Raw genomic sequence first — 23,438 nt, 5'->3', positions numbered from 1 at the left:
GACCCATGGCGAGAACAGCCGCGAGAGCAGCACAACGCAGGACACTGTCGCCGATCGACGCACCGCAGACGGCGGTCCTCATCGCCAACCAGTTGCGCGAGAAGGTACTCGACGGCTCGTTCGGCCCGGGCGAGCAGCTCAGCGAGGCGTCGCTCGCGGGGCAGCTCGAGGTCTCGCGCGGGCCGGTACGCGAAGCGCTGCAACGCCTCTCGCAGGAGGGGCTGCTGGTCAGTCACCGCAACCGGGGGGTGTTCGTCGTCGAACTGAGCGCCGACGACGTCGCCGAGATCTACGCCGCACGTGACGCGGTGGAGACCGCGGCGGCGCAGACGGTGTTCGGTTTCCCGAAGACCCGCAAGCGGGCTGCCGTCGCGACGCTCTCGAAGATCGTCGACGGAATGCCCGCGCTGATCGCGTCGGGCGACTGGGCGCGCGTGGCGAAACAGGATCTCGCGTTCCATCAGGCCCTCGTGGACGCGACCGGCAACAGCAGGCTCGTCCGCATCTACTCGACGCTGGCCGCCGAATCACGCATGTGCATGGTGCATCTCGCGAACGCCTACAACCGTCCGCACGTGCTGGCCGACGAGCATCGGCACCTCGTCGACCTGCTCGACAGCGGTGCACTCCCGGAGCTCGAGGCGGCGATCCACGAGCACATGGACACCGCCGTACGCGATCTCACGGCGCTCATGCAGCAGCGGGACGGAGGTGTGCTGTGATCGTCACGATCCTCCACGACGAGCACCTGCCCGACGGTCTGGGCGCGGTCGAGCGCGTCGCGGAGGTGCGCTACGCGACGGCGGACACGCTCGCCGAGGCGCTTCCCGGTACCGAGGTCCTGCTGGTGTGGGACTTCTTCTCCCACGCCCTCGAGGCCGCGTGGCCCGCAGCGGACTCGCTGCGATGGATCCACGTCGCCGCGGCGGGTGTCGACACGCTGCTCTTCGACGGTCTCGTGAACTCCGATGTGGTGGTGACGAATTCGCGCGGCATCTTCGACCGGCCGATCGCGGAGTTCGTGCTCGCGTCGATGCTGGCGTTCGCCAAGGACGTGCCGCGGTCGCTGCGGCTGCAGGACGGCCGGCTGTGGCGTCACCGTGAGACCGAGCAGCTCGCCGGAACGAGCGCCGTCGTGGTGGGCACCGGTGCGATCGGCCGTGAGATCGCGGGACTGCTGCGTGCCGTCGGCGTCGAGGTCGTCGGGGCCGGGCGGCGCGAGCGGAGCGGGGACCCCGATTTCGGGGAGGTGCGGCTGAGCGACGACCTCGAGTCGTACGTGGGCGATCACGACTGGCTGGTGATGGTCGCTCCGCTGACCGAGCAGACCGAGCACATGGTGGGGGAGCGCGTCCTGGCTGCGATGAAGCCGACGGCGCGGCTGATCAACGTCGGGCGGGGCGAACTCGTCGTCACGGAGGATCTCGTCGCGTCGATCGAGTCGCGTTCGATCGCCGGAGCGGCGCTCGACGTCTTCGAGACGGAGCCGCTGCCGGCGGAGTCGCCGTTGTGGCGATTCGAGAACGTTCTGATCTCGCCGCACATGAGCGGCGACGCGCGAGGCTGGCGTGATCGCCTCGCGAAGCTGTTCGTCGACAACGTCGAGCGGTACGTCGCGGGAGACGGGCTGCGCAACGTCGTCGACAAACAGCGTGGCTACGTGGCCTCCGACTCGTGAGTGAGTTTCCGGCCCCACACCGGAAACTCACTCACGAGCGCGCAGCGCCTACAGGTCGAAGCGGTCGTTGTTCATGACCTTGACCCATGCCGCGACGAAGTCGGCGACGAACTTCTCCTTCGCGTCGTCGGACGCGTAGACCTCGGCGAGCGAACGCAGGATCGCGTTGGAGCCGAACACGAGGTCGGCGGCCGTGGCTGTCCACCGTGGTTCACCCGACACTCGATCGGTGCCTTCGTAGACACCGTCTTCCGCCTCCGACACCTTCCACTGGGTGCGCATGTCGAGCAGGTTGACGAAGAAGTCGTTCGTCAACGCGCCGACGCGGTCGGTGAAGACGCCGTGCTTCGTGCCGCCGTGGTTGGCACCCAGCGCCCGCAGCCCGCCCACGAGCACCGTCATGTCGGGAGCGGTGAGGTCGAGCATGTACGCGCGATCGACGAGAAGATGCTCGACCGGAGCCTTCACACCCGGCTGCAGGTAGTTGCGGAAGCCGTCGGCGACGGGCTCGAGGAAACTGAACGACTCGACGTCCGTGTCCGCTTGCGACGCGTCGGTCCGCCCGGGGGTGACAGGGACGGTGACAGCGAAACCCGCATTCTGCGCGGCCTTTTCGACGCCTGCTGCGCCCGCGATGACGACGATGTCTGCGAAGGAGACCTTCTTGTCCTCGGGTGCCGCTGCGTTGAAGCGATCGGCCACGTCCTCGAGTGTGCTCAACACCGCGGCGAGCTTGCTGGGTTCGTTGACGTCCCAATCCTTCTGCGGCGCCAGCCGAAGGCGGCCACCGTTGGCGCCGCCGCGCATGTCGGTGCCGCGGTAGCTGGCGGCCGCCGCCCAGGCCGTGGACACGAGTTGCTGGACGGTCAGCCCGGAGTCGAGGATCGTCGCCTTCAGCGCGGAGATGTCGTCCTCGTCGACCAGCGAATGATCCACGGCCGGAACCGGGTCCTGCCAGAGCTGCGGTTCGGCGACCCACGGTCCGAGATAGCGCGTCAGCGGCCCCATGTCGCGGTGCAGCAGCTTGTACCAGGCCTTCGCGAACGCCTCACTCAGCTCTTCGGGGTGATCGAGCCACCGCCGCGTGATCTTCGCGTACTCCGGATCCTCGCGCAGCGACAGGTCGGTCGTGAGCATGGTGGGAGCCCGGCCGGGGCCGTCGAAGGGATCAGGAATGGTGCCCGAGCCGGCGCCGTCCTTCGCTGTCCACTGCCACGCTCCGGCAGGCGACTTGGTGAGCTCCCACTCGAACCCGTAGAGCGTCTCGAGGAAGGTGTTGTCCCACTTCGTCGGAGTCGGTGTCCACACCACCTCGGGACCGCCGGTGATGGCATCCTTGCCGACGCCGGTGCCGTACGAACTCTTCCAGCCGAGCCCCTGCTGCTCGATCGGGGCGGCCTCGGGCTCGGGACCGACGAGGTCGGGATTGCCGGCGCCGTGCGTCTTGCCGAAGGTGTGCCCGCCGGCGATGAGCGCCACCGTCTCTTCGTCGTTCATCGCCATCCGGGCGAAGGTCTCGCGGATGTCGTGGGCTGCGGCGACCGGATCGGGCTGGCCCTCGGGCCCTTCGGGGTTGACGTAGATCAGACCCATCGTCGTGGCGCCGAGCGGCTTGGACAGCTCGCGCTCACCGGAGTATCGGCGGTTGGTCGCGAGCCAGGACTCCTCCTCGCCGAAGTAGATCTCCTCCGGCTCCCAGATGTCCGGGCGTCCGAACCCGAAGCCGAAAGTCGGCAGCCCCATCTGCTCGATCGCACAGTTGCCGGCGAACACCAGCAGATCCGCCCAGGAGAGCGACCTGCCGTACTTCTGTTTGATCGGCCACAGCAGTCGCCGGGCCTTGTCGAGGCTCGCGTTGTCGGGCCAGCTGTTGAGCGGTGCGAACCGCTGGGCACCTTCGCCACCGCCACCGCGACCGTCGAGGGTGCGGTAGGTGCCGGCGGCGTGCCAGCTCATCCGGATGAACAGCGGGCCGTAGTGGCCGTAGTCGGCAGGCCACCAGTCCTGCGAGGTGGTCATGAGCTCGAACAGATCGCGCTTGACGGCCTCGACGTCGAGATCGGCGAACTCCGCGGCGTAGTCGAAATCCGCGCCCACCGGGCTGGCCTGCGGTGTGTGCTTCTTGAGCGGCGACAGGTCGACCTGCTCAGGCCACCAGTCCTGATTGGTCCGCGGGCGGTGTGCCTTCGGCGTCGGCGAAGGGATTACCGGGTTTTCGCTCTCTGACACTGCGTGCTTCCTTCCGGTTTTCGGTGAATCGGGCTGTGATCACCGAGGCGAACGAGACGCTTCGGAACAGTCGGGGCATATGCCCCAGAAGAGGACCTCGGCCTGGTCGAGGACGAAATCCTCCTGATCGGGAGGTGTGATGCACGGCGGCTCGCCGACGACGCAGTCGACGTCGCGGACGGTCCCGCACGAACGGCACACGATGTGGTGGTGGTTGTCGCCGACGCGGGCCTCGTACAGCGAGACCGAGCCCGCGGGCTGGATACGCCGGAGGAGGCCCTTGGCGGTGAGGGCGTGCAGGACGTCGTACACGGCCTGCCGCGACACGGAGGGCCTGCTCTCGCGCACGGCCGTGAAGATCGTCTCCGTGTCGGAGTGCGGGTGCGCATGGACGGCTTCGAGTACCGCGATGCGGGGCCGTGTAACGCGCAGCCTCACGTCCCGCAGCTGCTCGGGGAAATCCGCGCTTGTGGGCACAGTCACACTATCCCGCATAAAACTTGAACGAGTCAAGGAATGGTCGTGCGTGAGTTTCCGGAGTGGGGACCGGAAAGTCACGCACGAGCGGCGAAGCCGCCGAAGAGCGTGCCGAGCCCCGCGTACCGGGCAGGAACGCCGACGAGGCGCAGCGCCTCCCACACCGAGACCTGGTTGGCGGTCAGAACCGGCTTGCCGACGTGGGCGTCGAGCGCATCGAGATGCTCTACGGTGTGAAAGGCGGTGTCGGGCAGCAGGATCGCCTGGGCATCGGGGTGATCGCCCGACGCGGCGATCTCGAAGAGGCGGTCGCGGCCGAACGTCCCCACCTCGGCCGCCGTCACGACGTCGTGGCCCACCGTCCGCACGGTCTCGATGCCGCCCGCCTTCAGGAAGTCGCGGAACAGTTCCGCGACGTCCTCGGGGTAGGTGGCCGACACGCCGACGGTGTCGATGCCCATGTGCCGCAGCGCGTGGACGAACGCCAGTGAGGTGCTCGACGCGGGAACGCCCGCGTGCTGCGCGAGCTTCGCGGACTGCGCGTGGGCGCCGTCCCAGCCGTAGCAGAAGCTGCCCGACGTGCACGTCCAGACGAGGGCGTCCACGGCTCCCGCGTCGTCGGCGCCCGCGGCGAGCGTCTCGTCGCGCCCCCAGTCGAGGAGCTGCTCGAGCCGGTGGGCGTCGACGTTCATGAGGGTGTGCGTCACCGGGAGCGCGACGTCGTCGCCGAGGACGCGCTCGAAGCGGGGGAAGTCGTCCTCCGCGGAGTGTCCCGGGTAGAGCATCCCGATGGCCGGGCGAGTGGCGGACATGTCACCTCCGGTGCAGAATCAGCGATTGCAGGATTGTCGACAATGTACCGACGGTCGTCAATGTACCGACTGCGCCGCCCGCGTGCCGGGTGGCGCGGTCCCGAGCGCAAGGAGCGTCATGGCGCGCTACATCGACATCACCCTCACCCGGCGCGGCGTCACGTGCGTCGCGAAGCTTCTCGACGCCGAGGCGCCCAGGACGTGCGATGCGGTGTGGAATTCACTTCCGCTGGGGGTGAACGCCTTTCATGCGAAGTACGCACGCAACGAGATCTACACCCTCGTCGACGCCTTCGCCGACGAGGAGCCGGGCCTCGAGAACCCCACCATCACGCCGATTCCGGGTGACGTCATGTACTTCGAGTTCGCGCCGTGGCAGCTCACGCCGTCGACGCACGGATACGGTGACGTCGACACTCCGGCGCAGGGCAAGATCGACCTCGCCGTCTTCTACGGTCGTAACAACCTGCTGCTCAACGCGGACTTCGGCTTCGTTCCGGGCACCGTCTTCGCGACGATCGTCCGCGGCCTCGACGAGATCGCCGAGGCCTCGAACGACCTCTGGCTACGCGGTGTGGAAGGTGAGGTCCTCCGGTTCGACCGGCACGACGGGGAGCTCTGACACCGTCGCGAGCCGTTCACGGCGCGGTCCGCGGGTCTCCAGGAACAGGCGCTGCTTGATGTCGGGCGCCTTGATCCCGGCGACCCGCAGCGCGTTCCACACCGACACCTGGTTCGCGGTGAGGACCGGCTTGCCGAGTTCGGCCTCGAGCTCGCGGATCAATCCGTACGTACGCAGGTTGGTGCAGCTCACGAAGACCGCTTCGGCGTCGGGGCGATCGGCCGCGAAGACCAGCTCGCGCGTGCGCGCCGAATCGACCTCCCAGATCCGGCTGTCGATCCCGAGCCCCGACCCGCCCACGACCTCGATCCCGCTCTGGTGGAGGAACTCGTGCAGGCAACCGGTCACGTTGTCGAGATACGGCGTCGCGACGGCGAGCCGCGTCACCCCCAGTGCCGCGGCGGCGTCGACGAGCGAGCCCGACGTCGTGATCGCCCGCCGCGCGCCCGCGCCGTGCATGACGTCGCGCATGTGGCGCTCACCGTCCGCGCCCCGCACGAAGCTGCCCGACGTACACAGGTAGAGCACGACGTCCGGGTCGGTAGTGAGCAGTGCGCGGGTACGGGAGGTCAGAGTGCGGTCGTCGGAGATGCCCTCGGCCATCGCGACCGTGGAGGGCAGTCCCAGATGGGACGTTCGCGTCATGAGGAGGTCGGTGCGCTTGGGCGTCCACTTCCAGATCTCGCGATCGAGCGCGAAGTCGTAGGGGGAGATGACTCCGATGTACTTCTGCCGGGCGACGTTGCTGCTCATGATGCCACCGCTCTCTCGCGTGCTTATTGTTGACAATCTACTATCGATCGAACGAGAGTCGATCCCCAGCAGATGTGATGGAATTCGCCCCCGAGCGGGGGCCGACGGCGTTAGGAAGTGTTCCGTGACCGATCTCGAGGACCTCGCCGGGTTGACCGCCACCGAACTCGCCGCGCTCTATCGCAGTGCGCAGGTGTCGCCGGAGGAAGCGACCGCGGCGGTGCTGGAACGCATCGACCGCCATGACAGCACTGTCAATGCCTATTGTGTGCGCGACGACGAGTTCGCGCTAGAGGAAGCGCGCAGTTCGGCGAAACGCTGGCTCGCGGGCGAGCCGAAGAGCCTGCTCGACGGCGTGCCGATCTCGATCAAGGACATCTTCCTCACCGCGGGCCGGCCCACGCGGCGCGGCTCGAAGACGGTCGACCCCGATCAGCCGTGGCCCGAGGACGCGCCCGTCGTCGCGCGGGTCCGCGAATCGGGTGCTGTGATCGTCGGCAAGACGACGACGCCCGAGTTCGCGTGGAAGGGCGTCACCGACAGCCCGCTCACCGGCATCACCCGCAATCCGTGGAACCCCGCCACGACGGCGGGCGGATCGAGCGGCGGTGCGGGAGCGGCCGTCGCCGCGGGAATGGCGCCGCTCGCCCTCGGCACCGACGGCGGCGGTTCCGTCCGTATCCCGGCGAGCTTCTGTGGCGTCACGACCCTCAAGCCGACCTACGGCGCCATCCCGCTGTTTCCGTCGAGTCCGTTCGGCACCCTCGCCCACGCGGGGCCGATGACGCGCACCGTCGCCGACACCGCGGCCCTGATGGACGTCGTCACGGGCTTCGACGCGCGTGACTGGTCGGCGCTGCCGCAGCCAGCGGTGCCGTACGTCCAGGCGCTCGCGGAGGTGCCCGAGGACGCCCCGCTCGAGGGTGTGCGGATCGCGTACAGCCGCGACCTCGGGTTCGCGACGGTCGATCCCGAGGTCGACGCGATCGTCGAGAAGGCCGTGGGCGTGCTCGCGGATCTCGGTGCGCGCGTCGACGCCGTCGATCCCGGTTTCGCGGACGAGGTGTGGGCGTTCGAGTGCCTGTGGTTCGCCGGTGCGGCGAAGGCCACCGAGCACCTCACGGAGCAGCAGCGGGAGCTGCTCGACCCCGGGCTCGCCGAGATCTGCCGGCAGGGTCTCACCTACAGCGCGCAGGACTATCTGGAGGCGATGGCGCGGCGGATGGCGCTCGGTCTGCGGATGGGCACGTTCCACGAGACCTACGACCTGCTCGTGACGCCGACGGTGCCGATCGTCGCGTTCGAGGCGGGCGTCGAGGTTCCCCCAGGGTCGTCGGCGGAGCGGTGGACGAGTTGGACGCCGTTCACCTATCCGTTCAACCTGACGCAGCAACCGGCGGCCTCGGTGCCGTGCGGCTTCTCCGCCGCGGGCCTGCCCGTGGGGCTGCAGATCGTCGCTGCACGGCACGGCGATCAGCGGGTGCTCGCCGCAGCGCACGCCTACGAGCGCGCTACCGACTGGCACACACGGCGGCCGCCGCTGGGGTGACGACGGGGCCGGTGGCCCCGAAGCCCGGTGGCCCCGCAGCTCAGTGGCCCCGCAGCTCAGTGGCCCTGGAGATCCGGGCGGTTCTCGCGTTCGTTGACCCGGACGATGCGGCGGTGCTCGAGCAACGCGTAGGTGACGCCGCCGCCGAGCATCACGACGAACGCGATGCCCGCGATGACGGCCCATCCGGCGAATCCGTACCCGAGCGCCACGATGAAGAGCCCGAGCACGGCGAAGGATCCGCCGATCAGGATGAAGCCCGGATATCCGCGGGTGTCGGTCATCGCGGTGCCGACGTGCCCGCGAGTGACGCGGGAGGCGTCACCTTCGTAACTGTCCAGCGACATACCCGTCCTCCTCGTTCGGCGACTCGGATCGATCGGTTGTGGACGGGTACCCGGGCCGCCGGGCCGTCAAACTCGCCGTCGCGAGCAACCGGCCCGCATCGCGCGGTGGTCCCGGTCGCCGCGGCGACGTGTGTACCGTCGATCGTGGCGGCGCGCTCCGTCGCCACGAGACCGGAGAGTGAGAGGGGTGACGGATCGTGCGCATACGCACGTCGGTGGAAGCCGAATCGAGTGCGGCCGAGTACATGCGCACGATCGGGTTCCGTGACGCCACTGCGCTCGAGTACGGCACCGGCCACGGTATCGACGTGTTCGCACAGGGTGCGTCCGCACAGGTGAAATGGCGCGACGGCCCGGCGACCGCGGAGGATCTGCGCGGGCTCTACAGCACGCGCGGCGCCGACTGGCGGCGCATGCTGCTCTTCTTCTCGCAGTCGGGCTACACCGAGGACGCTCGCGACTACGCCCGGTCGGCGCACATGGCCCTGTTCACCTGGACGAAGGACGGCATCGAACCGGTCGACGACCTCGCGACGACGCTGCGGGACCGGCGCGATCGCGAGTCCGCCGCGCGCGAGCGGCCGGCCCCGGCACCGCCCGAACCGGCGGCCCTGCCCGCGTGGCGGCGTGCGGGACAGGCGATCTCGCGTGCCGTCCGGCCCGTCTGGTCTCCGATCGCGGCCGTCGTCGGCCCGCACTGGCGGGTACTCGGCGCCGTGTTCTTCACGATCGTGCTGTTCGTCGCGCCGTTCGGCGCGGACCACGTCGAACTCCGTGTGCTCGCGACGACGATCGCCGTCGTCGGCGCACCGACGTGCTGGTTCCTCGCGATCGCTCACCGCCGGGAGCGGCGGCGGTATCGGCCGCAGCGGCGTCAGGTGTCGCCGGGCGGGCGGTGACGTCCGCTGGCGCCGAACCGCGTGTCGTCGTCGTCCGGGTCGACGGTGGTCTCGGGCTCGGTTCCCGGCCGCCCGTTGACGAGTCGTAGCGCCTTGCGCAGGCTCGTGACGACCCGCTCCCACGTGTCGCCGTCGCGATCGAGGGTGTCCGCATGCGCGTCGTCGCCGCGGGCACTCGTCTCGGCGGCGTCGCGCCGGAACTGTGCGACCCACTCGTTGCCCATCCGCAGGACGTGCGCGATGCGTTGGTGGCTGCCGCCGCACACCGCCGCGACGGTCGCGCCGTCGAGCGTGCCGGTGCCCTCGGGGTCGAGGTCGTGCAGCGTGAGCAGTTCGACGGGGAGATCGCCCGTCGTGAGTCTGCGGTGCGTCCGTGCCGCCGACGACCCGTGTTTGTCGTCCTGATCCGAGAAGAACGCGGTGCCGTGCAGTCGCGCGGCGAAGCGGTCGTCGACGGTGCGAACGAAGGCCCCGCACAGATCGAGCGCGTCGCGGAGGTGTTGTGCGACGAACGGCCGTGCCGGCACGTCGCACAACACCGAGAGCCGGTCGTCCGCGAGGACGAACTTCAGTCCCGACCACGTCCGGTTGAGGTCACCGGTGACCTCGGCGGCGCGCGTGCGGTCGACGATGTCCTGGACGAGCGGCGCGAAGAGCGAGATGCCGGTGTCGGTCACGCGGACGAACACGATGCCGCCGCCCGAGCGGATCGGGATGTCGCCGTCCGAATCCTGTTCGGGGACGACGCCGAGCAACGGTACGAGCGCGTACATGACGATCTCGGTGAGGTGGTCGGTGTCGCGGGGCGCGATCGCCGCAAGCGGATCGATCTCCGGAAAGACAGGCGGGTCGGCGGAGTACGCGAGCGCCACGGCGGTGCCGGCGCCGGAGTCGGCGCGCAGGAACGACGGATGCGTGACGTTCCAGACGTCGCGGAACGCCGCGGCGGCCATCGCGGCGAGGCGGTCCGCGCCGGTGCGGGGATGGTCGATCCGGAAGGTCGCGGAGCCGCCGCGCCCCGGCTGCAGGGGCGAGCGCGACGGCGGCGCCCAGCCGAGTTCGGTGAGCCGCCGTTCGGCGGCGCGTGTCAGGGTGCGGCGCGGATGGAGGAAGTGGTTCGACGGGACCTCGCACCGGACGCGGTCGCCCGCGTCGAGGACGAACTGCACACACGGCCGGATGCCCGTCGCGCCCGACGACGGGGTACGTCCCTGATCGGGAGGCTCGTGGTCTTCGGCCTGCTCGCCGAGGTCGTCGTAACCGTTCTCGAGGACGAGGGCGTCACCGGGAGCCATCTGCGAGATGTGATCGGCCAGGCTCACCTGGAACTCGGCCCACGCGCGGTTGACCGCGCTGTCGAGGTCGAAGCCCTGCTCGTCCGGCCCGTTCGACGGCGCGGATTTCGCCATGAGCCGAGCCTCCGTCCCCGTGCCGCAGTAACCGGACGGGAATCACTCTACCGCCGCGGCGTCGTGGCAGCCGGACTCGCGGTGGCGGGCTGCCGGCGGCTACTCGGCGGGCGCGGCGACGGGCGGGATCGTGATCTCGGGCTCCTCCGGAGCCGGCTCGGCGGGCTCGGCGGGCGCGGGGGATTCGGGTGCGGGCTCGGGCGGCGGGACCGGGGTGACGGGACGGAGATCGACGACGGCGGGCTCCGTGGGCTGGGGAGCGACCGCGAGCTCGATCACCTCGGCGGGGCGGTCGTGCTCCTCGCCGGGCGGTCGTGGCGGCTCGGAGCTCTGGGCGGCCGTGGTGCGGGGCGGTGCCGTGCGCGGCGGTGCGACGGCCCACGTCGGCGACGGCGGGATCTCGACGACGGGACGCACCGAGGTGGGGGACGTGTAGAAGCCGGTCGCGACGTTGAGCCCCGACGTGACGAGTTCGGGCGGTTCGACGACGGGCGGCGGTCCGGCGAACACGCCGTCCGCGGCACCGACGAGCACGCCGGCGCCGATGGTCAGTGCGGCGACCACCGCGGTTCCGGCGACGACTGTTCCATCTCTCATGCGTACCCGTCCGTGTCGGGCGGCGAAACGGTGCACGGTCCTGGAGGCATCGCCGCTGGTTGACTAGCGCGGTACACACTAGATAACGGCGGCCGTTATCGCTCTCTCAGGTTTCGCGCGAGTGACGGTCGTCTCAGGCCGTCGCTTCGCGGACGACACGGCCGAGTTCGGACAGGGCCCGGCGGCCTTCGGGGACGAAGCCGGCTGCCGCCTGGAAGACGTGGACCTGACGTTCGAACACCTGCACCGTGCTCGGGACCCCCGCCGCGCCGAGCCGTTCGGCCATGAGCAGTGCGTCGGGGTAGAGGATCTCGTCGGATCCGACCTGGATGAGCGCAGGCGGCATGCCTCGCAGGTCGGCGTCGACGGGGGAGTCGCACGGGATCGACCCGGCGTGGGTGTCGACGCGGTCGATGAGCACCGACAGCGCTCGCAGCGCGCTGTCGGGGAAGACCGGACACGCCTTCGCGTTGGGATGCGCGAGCTTGCGGGCCGGATCGAGGTCGGTGAGCGGCGACATCGCGACGTCCACGGCGGGCGCGGGCAGGCCTTCGGCCAGCGCTTCGAGCGTCACCATGAAGACGAGGAAGCCGCCCGCCGAGTCGCCGACGATCGCGATCCGGCCGGGCTCGTAGCCCTGGTCGAGCAGCCAGCGATAGCCGTCCACGCCGTCCGCGACGGCCCCGCGCAGGGGTGCCTCGGGGATCATCCGGTACGCGACGCTCAGTGTGTCCGCATGCGACCGGTTCGCGATGCGCGCGACCATCTGCCGGTGGGTGTTCACGCCGCAGCACAGGAAGCCGCCGCCGTGGAGGTAGAGGATCGCGCGTGGCGTGTCGTCCTGGGTGGCGCCGGGGTCGCCTGTGGGACGGACGAATTCGGCGAACGAGTGCGGGAGCCGCACGCGGGTGCGGTCGTGGCCCGGCGCGGGTCCGACGGGCTGGAAGGCGAGATCGATCAGGCCTGCGGGCCACGGCAGCGTCGGGTACCGCGACCAGGTCTTCAGGAGCGGTTTGACGGTGCGGCGCAAGGACTGCGCCAGCACCTGCGACTGCAACGACGCGCCCGCGAACTCCTCGATCACGGGTGCGACGGCCCGGGTCGGCCGCCGGCGCGCGAGGCGCGGCGAGCGGCGCGGTGTGGCAGCGTCGGCGCGCGCACGTTCGGCAACGCTCATGATGCCTCCGTTCGTCTCCGTCGACGGCACGGGGCGCGGCCACACCCCGTCGTGTGTGCTGATCGACGCTACGCCCGGGATCGCGGTGGATGGGGACGCCGTGACGCTATAGAAACCGGGGAATGTGCGGTGCCGCAGGTCGGTACGTTCCGGTTTACGGTTTCGATACCGGCCCGTACCGCCCCGAACGAACTTTCACGTACTCACGACGGAGTCTCACGTACTCACGGTGGGCACCAGCGCAGCGAGGACCTCGCGTTCGAGCGCGGTGAACTCGTCGGTGGCGGTGGTGTCGAGCGTCCGTGGGCGCGGCAGATCGACGCGGATCTCGCGAGCGACGCGAGTGGGCCTGGGCGCGAGGACGAGAACACGATCGGCGAGCAGCAGGGCCTCGCGGACGTCGTGCGTGATCATCAGGGCCGTCCAGCGGAACCGCGACCACACGTCCTGCAGCCAGTACTGCATGTCGGTGCGGGTGAGCGAGTCGAGGGCACCGAGCGGCTCGTCCAGGAGCAGGAGCGGGCGTTCCTGAACGACGGTGCGCACCAGTGCCGCTCGCTGGCGCATCCCGCCCGAGAGTTGCGACGGCCGGGCGTCCTCGAAACCGTCGAGTCCGAACTCCGCGAACAGTGTCCCGGCCCGTTCGCGTGCGCGTGCCCGCGGAACCCCCTGTACTTCGAGCCCGAGCGAGGCGTTCTCGAGGACCGACCGCCACGGGAAGAGCAGATCGTTCTGCGGCATGTACGCACACCGGGGTACACCGGCGGTGATGCGTTCGCCGCCGAGCACGATCTCGCCGGAGTCGGCGTCGTCGAGCCCCGCGAGGAGCGTGAACAGCGTGCTCTTCCCGCATCCGCTCGGTCCCACGATCGCGACGAATTCGCCACGCGCGACGTGGAAGTCGACACCGCCGAGCACCGCGCGCGTGCCGTGATCGCCGGAGAAGGACTTGTGCAGCCCGCGGGCGGTGAGGAACTCGGTGGACGGTGTCATGCGTTCTCCCGGACTGCGGGTGTCCGTCGCTGCGGTTCGGCGAGCGCCCACGGCGTCACCACGCGTTCGACGAGATAGGTCGTGAGATAGAGGACGACGCTGATCGCGGCGGTCACCGCGACGGCCGCGAGCACGAGGTCGGTGCGGAAGCTGTTCTTCTGCAGCGCCATGTAGATGCCGAGGCCCGACGTCGCGCCGACGTACTCGGCGAAGACCGCGCCCACGACCGCGTACGTGATCCCGATGCGCAGCGACGTGAAGAACCGCGGAAGGGCCGACGGCAGGCGGACGTACCGGAACACCTGAGTGCGTGTGGCTCCCATGCTGCGGAGCAGCGCGCCCGCGCCGCGGTCCGCCGACGCGAACCCCTCGACGAGACCGATCGCCATCGGGAAGAACGTCGCGAGTGCGACGACGAGCACCTTGGGGAGCAGGCCGAAGCCGAACCAGATGATCATGAGCGGCGCTATCGCGATGATCGGCAGCGTCTGCGACACGACCAGCAGCGGAATCACCGCGCGTCGCAGCAACGGCGAGAAGTCGATCGCGATCGCGAGTGCCCATGCGCACACGAGCGAGAGCGAGAACCCGACGAAGGTCACCTGCAGCGTCGCGGCGGTGTGCGCCCCGATGTCGGCGCGGTTCGCCCACCCCATCTCCGCGACGCGGGTGGGGGAGGGCAGAACCTGCGGCGCGACGCCCGAGACGGCGACGTACACCTGCCACACCACGAGGAGAACCGCGACGACGAGCAGCGCGGGCCCGATCCGGCGCAGCGCGTTCACGATTCGTTCTCCACGACGCCGCTCACGGCGAGTCGAGGTACTCGTCGGTGAAGTACTCCGACCAGTCGGGTTCGCTCGTGAGCGGTGTGCCGTCGGGCCCGGTCAGGACGCCCGCTCTGTACAGGAATCCCGAGTATCCGGCCCACTGTTCGAAGGTCTGCCGCCCGACGTCGCCGTTCGCGTCGCGCATGTAACGCTCGGCGAGCATCCGCTGGCTCTCGTGGACGAGCTCTTCGTCGGTGAAGACGCCCGGATTCGCCGCGATCAGCAGATCGGCCGCGGCATCCGGGTCGTCGGCGGCGAACCGGTAGCCACGTTCCAGAGCGCCGACGAACGCCCGCGCGCGGTCGGGATTCGCCTCGAGCCAGTCGCGATTGCCGTCGACGACGATCGCGTACTGCTCGGGGATCCCGTAGTCGGTCTGGTCGAAGTACCGCATCGGTGTACCCCGGCGCTCCGCCTCGATGCCCTCCCACGCGTAGAACGACGACGTGAAATCGGCCTGTCCCGAGTAGACCGCCTCGTACGCGGAGGTACCCAGCGTCACGGTGGTGAACTCGCCGCGTCCGCCGTCGGCGCGAATCACCTGCTGCAGCAACGCCTGTTCGCCGGGATCGCCGAAGCCGGCGTAGGTCTTGCCGTCGAGATCACGCGGCCGCGTGATGTCCTGGGCGTCGGCGCGAACCGCGATTCCCGAGGCCCAGCGCTGCAGCGGCGCGAGCACCGACACCGACTGTGCTCCGGCGGCTTTCGAGAACGTCGACGACGGCTGGAAGCTGATTCCGAAGTCGGCGCCGCCCGATGCGACGAGGACGTCGGGCGAGGTGTCGTTGTACGGGAGGACCTCGACGTCGAGACCGGCCTCCTCGAACCAGCCGTTCTCGATCGCGGCGTACAGCCCGGTGTGATTGGTGTTGGGCGTCCAGTCGAGCGCGAACCTGACGGTGCCGTCGTCGGAGCCCGGCGACGAGCATCCGGCGAGGGTCGCCGCGCCGATCACGGCGGCGACGACGACGGTCAGGGCGGCGCGCAGCCGCCGCGTCACGAGGCCGGCCAGGGGCGGGGGTGCAGCGCCGAATCCCAGAACATCAGTTCGTAGCGTGACGCGATGTCGAAGACGTGTGCCATCTCCTCGCGTTCGGCCTCGGTCGCGGCCGCCGCAGCGGCGTCGACGAGTTCGCGGGCGCGCTCGACGGACTCGTGGAACTCGGGGGCGTCGTACGTCGTGACCCATCTCGCGTAGGGGTGATCCGGATCCGCTGCGAGGACGTCGCGCGCCTGCTGCGCGAGCCGTCGGCCCACGTCCGCGTAGATCCAGAAGCACGGCAGCACCGCGGCCGCGCCCACCGCGTACGGCCGCGTCGCGGCGGTCGCCGTGAGGAACGAGACGTAGCCCAGGCACTCGGGGGTGTGGACGGGCGTGCCGGTCGCGTCCGGCAAGGCATCGCTGCCGAGCAGGTCGCCGTGCAACGCGGATTCGACGGTCGCGGCGGTGGCGGCCGAAGTGGCCCAGAACCCCCCGGCCTGCGGGTCCGGTGCCCCGGCCGAGACGAGCGCGAGGGCCTTCGAGTACCCCTCGAGGTAGAGCTGATCCTGCTCGATGTAGACCCGGAAGACGTCGGGCGGCAGGGTGCCGTCGCCGAGCCGGACGAGGAACTCGAGGTCGTCGATCGCGCGGCGGATCCGCATCGTGCGGGACCACAGTTCGTCGGTGAATCTCGCTGTGGCGGTGGAGGTTTCGTCGTCGAGTGCGGACGCATCGGAGTGAAGGTCGCGCACGTCGAAGTCGGCTGTAGCCATGACATCCCTTCGTCAGTATTACCTGAAGCAGGTTCGTCGGGTGTGTTCTCAGCCACCTCGTCCGGGACGCCGTGGTGCGTCCCGATCCGGGTAGCACCTCGTGTCGGACACGGACGAGGGTAACACTGCCTATCGTGGGGGGGAAGCCGGCCCTACGGACGACGAGGAAGGCGCCCGTGAACGACACCGATTCGCTGGTCGCACGGACACGCGCGGGTCCGGTGCGCGGTGAGGTCGCCGGTGACCTGCGCGTGTGGCGGGGAATCCCGTTCGCGGCGTCGACCGCGGGCGAGGGAAGATTCCGCGCCCCCGAGCCGCGGGAGCCGTGGCGCGGAATCCGCGACTGCACCCGATTCGGCCCCATCGCACCGCAGGGGACGGGTGTCGGGGTTCAGATCGATCCGGAGACGGAACACAGCGAGGACTGTCTCTCGCTCAACGTGTGGGCCCCGCCGCCCGGCCCCGAGCCGTACCCCGTCATGGTGTGGATCCACGGCGGTGCCTACGGTCTCGGATCGGGCTCGCAGGTGATCTACGACGGCACGGAACTCGCGCGCCGCGGCGAGGTCGTCGTCGTCACGATCAACTACCGGCTCGGCCCGCTGGGTTTCCTCGATCCGAGCGGATTCGGTGACGCCGACTCGCACTACGAGACCAATTGCGGCCTGCGCGATCAGCTCTCGGCGCTGTGGTGGGTTCGGGGCAACATCGCGAGCTTCGGCGGCGACCCGCACGACGTGACGGTGTTCGGGGAGTCGTCCGGTGGTGCGTCCATCACGACGCTCATGACGTGCCCGGCCGCGGCGCACGCCTTCGATCGCGCGATCGCGCAGAGTCCGCCCGCCACGTCGGTGTACGGGGCCGACCGCGCGCGGGAGGTGACGCGGCGGTTCCTCGACCTCCTCGAGTTGGGTGACGCGTCCCGTCTGCGCGACGTCCCGGTCGACGATCTCGTCGCCGCGGGAGACGCACTGCTCGACGAGGTCCCGTCCCGGATTCCCGGGACCCTCGCGTTCGCGCCCGTCGTCGATCGGGTGTTCCTGCCGTGGTATCCGGTCGCGGCGTTCCAGAAGGGGCGCGCACACCGGATCCCTCTCGTGATCGGCTCGAACCGCGACGAGGCGTCGATCTTCCGGTTCATGAAGTCCGCGCTGCTGCCGGTGACGGCGGAATCGGTGCGTGCCATGCTCGACGCGCTCGCGGTCGACTCTCCAGAGATCGGGCGCGACCGCCTCGAGGAGATCCTCGCGTCGTATCCCGATCCCGCGTCGCCGAAGGGCGCTCTCGCGGTCTCGCGGGACGCGGCCTTCCGGATGCCGGCGATCTGGGTCGCGGACGCGCACAGCAGGTACTGCCCGACGTGGGTGTACCGATTCGACCACGCGACACCGATGTTGCGGGCCGCGCGCGTGGGTGCGGCCCACGCCACCGAACTGCCGTACGTGTTCGGGAACTTCGGGACGCTGGACGTCGACCCGACGTTCTGGCTCGGCGGGCGCAGGTCCGCGCTCGAGGTCTCGGCGCGAGTGCAACGACGGTGGACGTCGTTCGCGCACAACGGAACCCCGACCGCACTCGACGGCTCGACGCATTGGGCGCCGTACACGACCGACGAGCGCGCGACGCTGCTCGTCGACGCTCAGGACGCACTCGCGCTCGACCCCGATCGCGAGATGCGCGAAGCGTGGGGCACCCGCGTCGTGGGGTTCCGCTGATCGCGGGTCCGCGGACCGTCAGCCGTCGACGAGCGCCTGATAGCGCGGCTCGCCGGAGACCACCTTCGCGACGTACTCGCACGTGGGGACGACGCGCAGACCGCGGTGCTCGGCGTCGTCGAGGGCGTGCTCGACGAGGGTGCGTGCGAGGCCGCGGCCACGGAAGTCGGGTTCGGTGACGGTGTGGAAGAACTCGCGGGCGGCGCCCTCGTCCCGATACTCGGCGAAGGCGGCGATCGCGTCGCCGACGCGCAGCACGAAACGGGAGTTGTCGGGGTCGTCCACGACGGTCGTGTCGGTCATGTGAGCAGCCTAGTGGCACGAGCCGGTGCCGAGAGTGACGTACGCCATAGCCGGGATCCGGACGGTTCCCTCTCGTAACGTGCGTCACTCTGTTACCGGATCGTTCCGACGTAGGGGGTGCGCAACGCCCGTCGGTGGGCTAGCGTCACCGCATCGTCAGAAAGTGGTACCGCGTTACACCCCGGCGTCAGGTTTCTCACGATGGGTCGATCGCTGCAGGTCGGCCGGGCGCCAACCTGTGACCTGGAGGGACCGACATGACCGCCGAACCAGTCTTCACCGAAGCCCGATTCGATCTTCCGGCGCCGACCCGCGGCTTCGGCGCGATGCTCGGGGGCGCGTCCTACGACAGGCTCGCCGAGTTGGCCGCCTCGGTCCTCTCGCAGGAGTTTCTCGACGCCGGTCCTGCGTACGACTCGCTCGAGGAGATCCACGCCGGGCACATCGACGAGTGGACCGAATCGCTGCGGGGTACGGGCCTGTTCACGGTCGCCGAGGTCGACGGCCTGGCCCGCTGCTGGCGCGCACACCCGCGCAGCCTGCTCGACGTCCTGCTCGCCGACGCCGACGAGGTGACCGCCCGGCGATGTGCGCTCAGCTGGACCGCCCTGGTGCGGGTGGCTGCCCTGGGCCCGCTCCCGTCCGCGATGCGCTGACGTCGATCGGCGTGCGCGTCACCGGCGTGACGTGACGCCAGCGGCCGTCGCCATCGGTGACGGCGGCGGCGTCGTCACCCAGTTCGAGGGCCGTGAATCCGGCCCGCTCGATCGCCGCGACGGTGTCCGCGACCTGCTCTGCCGTCCCGAGGAGCGACTGCTCCCCGCTCGCATCGCGCGCATGGGGGACGACGCAGAACGGTGCGAGCGACAGACCCTCACTGCCGGGCGTTCCGCTCGGGCTCTCCGGTGCGCCCACCTCATCCAGTTCCGCCACCTCACGCGGATCGTCCGATGCGTCGAGTCCGATCGTCGTCGGCCCCGCGATGCACGCTCCCGCGCTGTACCCGGCGTACGCCAGCGCACCGGCCCGTACGCGCTCGTCGATCGCGGCTCCGGCGCCCGATCGAACCAGCTGTGCCTGCAGGACGTAGGTGTTTCCGCCCCGGACCCACACGAGGTCCGCGGCGTCGAGTGCGCGGAGCAGGACGGCGTCCGGTCCGCGATGGTGCGGCGAGACGTGCGGCCGCAGATCGAGCTCCGTCGCCTGCAGACCGATCTCACGGAGCGAGCGCAGTTCGCTGTCGACCGCGCCAGCCCGCGCACGCGCGGGCCACACATCCGCCGCGGCCGCCACGACGACGGCCGAGCGGGCCGCCCCCACGAACGCCGCGAACTCGCCGGCCGAAGGTCCGAACCGGTACGACGCCAGATACGCGCGGATCGCCGGGTGCCCCGGGATCACATCGTGAACGCGAGGGAGTTCGCGATCGCGCGACCGAGATCGGCGTCTCCGGTGACGGTGATCTCGCCGGGGTGATCGAACGCGTGCGTGCGGCCCGTCGCCAGCCGGGTGAACAGCCGCGAATCGAGGGCGAGGCCGACGGTCGGCTCCGGCTCCGACTCCGACTCCGCCGCAGCGGACACGGCGCCGCGTCCGTCTCGCACCTCGACGGAGATCTCGCGTGCCATCGGACCACCGAGCGAGAACCGTGCATGCGTGCCGTCCGGCGCCTTCGCCTTCTTGCCGACGACGAAGCCCAGTGCCGGGATCATCTCATCGAACGCGACCTCGGCCCGCGGCCCGGATTCGTCGCCGGGGACGCCGATGGCATCGCGGATGTCGAGTTCGTGCACCCAGCAGTCGAACACGCGGATCCGCATGAACCGCAGATAGCTCGCGCGACCCGCGGGGGTGTCGGCCGGGGCGTGCAGGTCGTCGTCGGACATCGCGGTGAGACTCTCGCGGCGTCGTCGCGTCACCTCCGCGAGCCGCACGACCATCTCGCTGCCCGGCAGCTCCCGCAGCGCCTCGACCCACTGCTCGTTGAATTCACCGATCGGATTGTGGACGTGGGGGAGTGCGGCGACGTCGACGTCGACACGCGGCGTCGCGATGCCCGCGAGCATCGACTCCGTCCCGACGAGATGAGCGGTGATGTCGTGCACCGTCCACCCGGGCAGGGCGGTCGGGGTGAACCACGCGTCTGCCTCGATGCCGTCGAGCAGCTCGAGCAGGACGTCCCATTCGGCGAAGAGTGCGGGCAGAATCGTGTCGCGATCGAAGTCGGCCACCCGGTGTCCTTTCGGTATCCCCTGGGTGACCCTAGCGCTCAGCCGGACGACCAGGGGGCCGGCTCGTCGGTGTCGCCCCGCAGGAATTCGGCGAGAACCTCGGCGTTGCTGTGCCCAACGTCGCGCGTCGCGGTGAGCAGGACGAGCGGTCTGCCGTCGGCGTCCGCGCGGACGCGGGCGAGCTCGGCACGTGCCGCGGGCGAATCGAGCTCGGTGAAATAGCGCGACCGGAACTCGGAGAAGCGGGACGCGTCGTGCGAGTACCAGCGACGCAGGTCGGTCGACGGGGCGAGTTCCTTGGCCCAGTCGTCGTAGTGGAACGCGTCTTTGCGCAGTCCGCGCGGCCACAACCGGTCGACGAACACGCGGTAGCCGTCGCCGTCGTCGATCGGATGCTCGTAGACGCGTTCGACGAGAACGGCGTCGTCGTCGGGGTCGTTCTCGCTGCCGGGGTTCGCGGTGTCGATCGTCCTCACCTCCGCATGTCGCAGTCGTCGACTCGCTCCCAACCTACGTCCCGGCGGCTCAGCGGCGCGGGTATATCGGCTCGGCGACGGCCGCCGCCGCGAGCTGGTGGCCGAGCCACGGCGCATGCTCCGGGTCGACGGCACTCACCGTGATGCGCACGTGGTGCGTGGAGCCGGGGTTCGCGTCGTCGACACGGAAGGGTGTGCCCGGCGCGGCGCGGATACCCGCGGCAGCGAGGCTCACGAGTGCCGCCGACTCGTCGTGCACCGGGATCCACAGATTGATCCCGTCGGCGTCGGGCAGGTCGAGTCCCGCGCGGGCCGCCGCGTCACGGACGCACGCGACCCTCGACGCATATGTGTCGCGCGCGCTCGCGACGGTGGCCGCCGCGACGGGATCGGTGAGCATCGACAACAGGAGGCGTTGCAGCAGGCGGCTCGTCCAGCCCGGCCCGAGCATCCGGCGCTCGACGACGGGATCGATCAACTCGGCGGGACCGCGGAGCGCGGAGAGCCGCAGATCCGCGCCGTGCGACTTCGAGAACGACCGGACGTGCACGAAGCGCCCGCGGAGATACGGGGCGAGCGACACGGGCTCGCCGCGCGCGATCGACCCCGCGTGATCGTCCTCGACGACGGGGGCCGACGACGACGCGAGCGCGCCGGCGACCGCTCGTGCGCGGGCGTCGTCCATCGACGCTCCCGTCGGGTTGTGGGCTCGCGGTTGCACGATGACGAGCGCGGGCCTGGCACGCGCGAGGGCGGCCTCGATCCCGGACGGCAGCAGCCCGCGATCGTCGCACCGCACCGCGAGCGGCTCGGCTCCCGCCCGTGTGAGCAGATCGAGGAACGGTGGAAAGCACGGATCCTCGACGAGGACGGTGTCGCCGAAGCGCACGTACTCGCGCACCGTGCGGTCGACGGCGTCCACCGCGCCGTCGAGGATCGCGATCCGCTCGCCGGCGTCGGGCAGCGACCGCCGGAGCAGCGCATCGAGATCCGGCAGGATCGGGTCGCCGAGATAGTCGGCGGCGAGCCCCGCGCCCGAGATCCGGCGCAGAGCGTCGTCGATGCTGGGAAGCAGTGCGGGATCCGGTGTTCCGCGGGAGAGGTCGAGCGCGAACGACGCCTCGCTGCCGGGGTGCAGCCGCCGGTAGCGCGAGGCTCCCGGCGCCCCGGAAGTCGCCGACGGCCGCGTGCGCCGGACCAGTGCGTCGTCGGCGACGAAGGTGCCTGCTCGTCCGCGCGAGACGATCGTGCCCGCGGCAGCGAGTGCGTGCCACGCCTGGCTCACCGTCACGGGCGAGACCTTGAGCTCGCTCGCGAGCGCGCGCACCGTGGGCAGCCGATCACCCGGGGCGAGCGCGCCGTCGTGGATCCGGCGCGTGACGGCGCTCGCGATGCCGACCGGGGTCCGATCGGTGATCTCGAGTCTCGGTGCGGGAGGCGGGGTGGTCATCGGCTCCTCTCGTGGTCGGGTGGGCGGAAGCGGTTCCGGCGCAGCGGCTGTCGTGGCGTCGGGCTGTCGGCGCCACGTCGATCATGCCCTGCGCGGGCCCCGGTGAGATGCCGCTCGCATTGTTTTACGTCCCCGAAACTGATTCCGGGAACTTGTAACACAACGGGAACGATATTCAGGGCAGTATCACAATCCATTCCGCTCGTTCCGCATCGTCCGGGCGCATCCAGCCGCGGCGAGTACAGAGGTCCCACCCGATACAGCGGTCTCCACCCGAGGAGTTGGTCTCGTTCATGACGAATGTTCGTGCAGCACTGGTCCAGACGAACTGGACCGGCGACAAGGAATCGATGATCGTGGCGCACGAGGAGTACACCCGCGCCGCCGCGGCGCAGGGCGCGCAGGTGATCTGCTTCCAGGAGCTGTTCTACGGCCCGTACTTCTGTCAGGTGCAGGACGCGAAGTTCTACGAGTACGCCGAGTCGGTCCCGGGTCCCACCGTCGAGCGGTTCCAGGCGCTCGCAGCAGAACTCGGCATGGTCGTCGTACTGCCCGTGTACGAGGAGGAGATGCCCGGCGTCCTCTACAACACGGCCGCGATCCTCGACGCGGACGGCAGCTACCTCGGCAAGTACCGCAAGATGCACGTTCCCCAGGTGAAGGGCTTCTGGGAGAAGTTCTACTTCCGCCCCGGCAACCTCGGCTGGCCGGTCTTCGACACCGCCGTCGGCAAGGTGGGCGTCAACATCTGCTACGACCGGCACTTCCCCGAGGGCTGGCGTGCCCTCGGTCTCGCGGGGGCGGAGATCGTCTTCAACCCCTCCGCCACCTCGCGCGGGCTCTCGAACTACCTGTGGAAGCTCGAACAGACCTCCGCGGCCGTCGCCAACGAGTACTTCGTCGGCGCCATCAATCGGGTGGGCGTGGAAGACCTGGGCGACAACGACTTCTACGGCACGAGCTACTTCGCCGATCCCGAAGGGAAGTTCGTCGACGGCACGGCGTCGGATCGCGATCCCGAACTGCTCGTGCGCGATCTCGACCTCGACATGCTGAAGGTCGTGCGGGAGCGCTGGCAGTTCTACCGGGACCGCCGCCCCGACGCCTACGGGCCGCTCACGCAGGCCTGACGCCCC

25 protein-coding genes are annotated in these 23,438 nt (G+C 70.0%); 8 read left to right on the top strand and 17 right to left on the bottom strand.

Annotated elements, in window-relative coordinates; genetic code table 11:
- The first annotated feature begins 5 nt into the window (after positions 1–5).
- The gene (locus RR1_RS10070) at positions 6–722 is read left to right on the top strand and encodes a GntR family transcriptional regulator (RefSeq protein WP_010839762.1); all 717 of its coding nucleotides are present in this window, start codon (positions 6–8) and stop codon (positions 720–722) included.
- Complete coding sequence (locus RR1_RS10065; protein WP_010839763.1) at positions 719–1,678, top strand: D-2-hydroxyacid dehydrogenase; 960 nt, start codon at positions 719–721, stop codon at positions 1,676–1,678. The genes RR1_RS10070 and RR1_RS10065 overlap by 4 nt, the downstream gene beginning before the upstream one ends.
- A 48-nt stretch (positions 1,679–1,726) precedes the next feature.
- On the opposite strand, the gene katG is transcribed toward RR1_RS10065, so the two are convergent.
- The 3 genes from katG to RR1_RS10050 are packed head-to-tail and all read right to left on the bottom strand — an operon-like array spanning position 1,727 to position 5,196.
- Positions 1,727–3,907, bottom strand: a complete 2,181-nt coding sequence (gene katG / locus RR1_RS10060) for a catalase/peroxidase HPI (RefSeq protein WP_051111296.1) — start codon at positions 3,905–3,907, stop codon at positions 1,727–1,729.
- A 39-nt stretch (positions 3,908–3,946) separates the two neighbouring features.
- Positions 3,947–4,402 (bottom strand): Fur family transcriptional regulator, encoded by a 456-nt coding sequence (locus RR1_RS10055; protein ID WP_371836784.1) that lies wholly within the window; start codon positions 4,400–4,402, stop codon positions 3,947–3,949.
- A 59-nt stretch (positions 4,403–4,461) separates the two neighbouring features.
- Positions 4,462–5,196: a maleate cis-trans isomerase family protein gene (locus RR1_RS10050; protein ID WP_040774886.1), complete on the bottom strand. Its 735-nt coding sequence runs from the start codon at positions 5,194–5,196 to the stop codon at positions 4,462–4,464.
- A gap of 118 nt (positions 5,197–5,314) precedes the next feature.
- Between RR1_RS10050 and RR1_RS10045 the strand changes: the two genes are divergently transcribed.
- Complete coding sequence (locus RR1_RS10045) at positions 5,315–5,818, top strand: DUF3830 family protein (protein WP_040774888.1); 504 nt, start codon at positions 5,315–5,317, stop codon at positions 5,816–5,818.
- Here the strand turns inward: RR1_RS10045 and RR1_RS10040 are convergent.
- A complete protein-coding gene (locus RR1_RS10040; RefSeq protein ID WP_010839768.1) occupies positions 5,762–6,571 on the bottom strand; it encodes a maleate cis-trans isomerase family protein in 810 nt (269 codons plus the stop codon). The genes RR1_RS10045 and RR1_RS10040 overlap by 57 nt on opposite strands.
- Positions 6,572–6,695: 124 nt before the next feature.
- Between RR1_RS10040 and RR1_RS10035 the strand changes: the two genes are divergently transcribed.
- Complete coding sequence (locus RR1_RS10035) at positions 6,696–8,120, top strand: amidase (protein ID WP_010839769.1); 1,425 nt, start codon at positions 6,696–6,698, stop codon at positions 8,118–8,120.
- Between the two features lie 56 nt (positions 8,121–8,176).
- On the opposite strand, the gene RR1_RS10030 is transcribed toward RR1_RS10035, so the two are convergent.
- Complete coding sequence (locus RR1_RS10030; RefSeq protein ID WP_010839770.1) at positions 8,177–8,467, bottom strand: hypothetical protein; 291 nt, start codon at positions 8,465–8,467, stop codon at positions 8,177–8,179.
- A gap of 197 nt (positions 8,468–8,664) precedes the next feature.
- Here RR1_RS10030 and RR1_RS10025 point away from each other — a divergent pair, with 197 nt between their 5' ends.
- Positions 8,665–9,366, top strand: coding sequence for a restriction endonuclease (locus tag RR1_RS10025; protein WP_238559067.1), 702 nt, complete (start codon positions 8,665–8,667; stop codon positions 9,364–9,366).
- On the opposite strand, the gene RR1_RS10020 is transcribed toward RR1_RS10025, so the two are convergent.
- The 7 genes from RR1_RS10020 to RR1_RS09990 form a co-directional block, all read right to left on the bottom strand.
- Positions 9,342–10,775, bottom strand: a complete 1,434-nt coding sequence (locus RR1_RS10020; RefSeq protein WP_010839773.1) for a T3SS (YopN, CesT) and YbjN peptide-binding chaperone 1 — start codon at positions 10,773–10,775, stop codon at positions 9,342–9,344. The two genes, RR1_RS10025 and RR1_RS10020, sit on opposite strands and share 25 nt — an antisense overlap.
- A gap of 99 nt (positions 10,776–10,874) precedes the next feature.
- On the bottom strand, positions 10,875–11,372 hold the full coding sequence (locus RR1_RS10015; protein WP_010839774.1) for a hypothetical protein: 498 nt from the start codon (positions 11,370–11,372) through the stop codon (positions 10,875–10,877).
- Between the two features lie 133 nt (positions 11,373–11,505).
- Positions 11,506–12,549 carry an alpha/beta hydrolase gene (locus RR1_RS10010; protein WP_081634240.1) on the bottom strand — a complete coding sequence of 348 codons (1,044 nt, stop codon included), beginning with the start codon at positions 12,547–12,549 and terminating at the stop codon, positions 11,506–11,508.
- Between the two features lie 216 nt (positions 12,550–12,765).
- Positions 12,766–13,542 (bottom strand): ABC transporter ATP-binding protein, encoded by a 777-nt coding sequence (locus RR1_RS10005; RefSeq protein ID WP_010839776.1) that lies wholly within the window; start codon positions 13,540–13,542, stop codon positions 12,766–12,768.
- Positions 13,539–14,327, bottom strand: a complete 789-nt coding sequence (locus tag RR1_RS10000) for an ABC transporter permease (protein ID WP_010839777.1) — start codon at positions 14,325–14,327, stop codon at positions 13,539–13,541. The genes RR1_RS10005 and RR1_RS10000 overlap by 4 nt, the downstream gene beginning before the upstream one ends.
- A gap of 22 nt (positions 14,328–14,349) precedes the next feature.
- Positions 14,350–15,372, bottom strand: coding sequence for an ABC transporter substrate-binding protein (locus tag RR1_RS09995; protein WP_010839778.1), 1,023 nt, complete (start codon positions 15,370–15,372; stop codon positions 14,350–14,352).
- Positions 15,369–16,016 (bottom strand): TenA family protein, encoded by a 648-nt coding sequence (locus RR1_RS09990; protein WP_238559074.1) that lies wholly within the window; start codon positions 16,014–16,016, stop codon positions 15,369–15,371. The genes RR1_RS09995 and RR1_RS09990 overlap by 4 nt, the downstream gene beginning before the upstream one ends.
- 287 nt (positions 16,017–16,303) lie before the next feature.
- Between RR1_RS09990 and RR1_RS09985 the strand changes: the two genes are divergently transcribed.
- Positions 16,304–17,842, top strand: coding sequence for a carboxylesterase/lipase family protein (locus tag RR1_RS09985; protein ID WP_010839780.1), 1,539 nt, complete (start codon positions 16,304–16,306; stop codon positions 17,840–17,842).
- Positions 17,843–17,860: 18 nt separating this feature from the next.
- Here RR1_RS09985 and RR1_RS09980 read toward each other — a convergent pair whose 3' ends face one another.
- A complete protein-coding gene (locus RR1_RS09980) occupies positions 17,861–18,145 on the bottom strand; it encodes a GNAT family N-acetyltransferase (RefSeq protein ID WP_010839781.1) in 285 nt (94 codons plus the stop codon).
- 257 nt (positions 18,146–18,402) lie between these two features.
- On the opposite strand from RR1_RS09980, the gene RR1_RS09975 reads away from it, so the two are divergent.
- Complete coding sequence (locus tag RR1_RS09975; protein WP_238559068.1) at positions 18,403–18,801, top strand: hypothetical protein; 399 nt, start codon at positions 18,403–18,405, stop codon at positions 18,799–18,801.
- Here RR1_RS09975 and RR1_RS09970 read toward each other — a convergent pair.
- From RR1_RS09970 to RR1_RS09955, 4 genes are read right to left on the bottom strand one after another with little or no spacing between them, the layout of a single operon-like run.
- Positions 18,740–19,546, bottom strand: a complete 807-nt coding sequence (locus RR1_RS09970) for a Type 1 glutamine amidotransferase-like domain-containing protein (RefSeq protein ID WP_010839783.1) — start codon at positions 19,544–19,546, stop codon at positions 18,740–18,742. The two genes, RR1_RS09975 and RR1_RS09970, sit on opposite strands and share 62 nt — an antisense overlap.
- A complete protein-coding gene (locus tag RR1_RS09965; protein WP_010839784.1) occupies positions 19,543–20,376 on the bottom strand; it encodes a maleylpyruvate isomerase family mycothiol-dependent enzyme in 834 nt (277 codons plus the stop codon). The genes RR1_RS09970 and RR1_RS09965 overlap by 4 nt, the downstream gene beginning before the upstream one ends.
- Before the next feature lie 38 nt (positions 20,377–20,414).
- A complete protein-coding gene (locus RR1_RS09960; RefSeq protein ID WP_010839785.1) occupies positions 20,415–20,852 on the bottom strand; it encodes a DUF488 domain-containing protein in 438 nt (145 codons plus the stop codon).
- Between the two features lie 49 nt (positions 20,853–20,901).
- Positions 20,902–22,302: an aminotransferase-like domain-containing protein gene (locus RR1_RS09955; protein ID WP_010839786.1), complete on the bottom strand. Its 1,401-nt coding sequence runs from the start codon at positions 22,300–22,302 to the stop codon at positions 20,902–20,904.
- A gap of 293 nt (positions 22,303–22,595) precedes the next feature.
- Between RR1_RS09955 and RR1_RS09950 the strand changes: the two genes are divergently transcribed.
- Positions 22,596–23,432, top strand: coding sequence for a nitrilase-related carbon-nitrogen hydrolase (locus RR1_RS09950; RefSeq protein ID WP_010839788.1), 837 nt, complete (start codon positions 22,596–22,598; stop codon positions 23,430–23,432).
- Positions 23,433–23,438 lie beyond the last annotated feature (6 nt).

Origin of the sequence: Rhodococcus rhodnii NBRC 100604 (assembly GCF_001894925.1) — a bacterium.
GTDB classification, from domain to species: Bacteria; Actinomycetota; Actinomycetes; order Mycobacteriales; family Mycobacteriaceae; genus Rhodococcus_F; species Rhodococcus_F rhodnii.
Note: the sequence above shows the minus strand (reverse complement) of the source record. Positions and strands in the feature narration are given on the sequence as shown.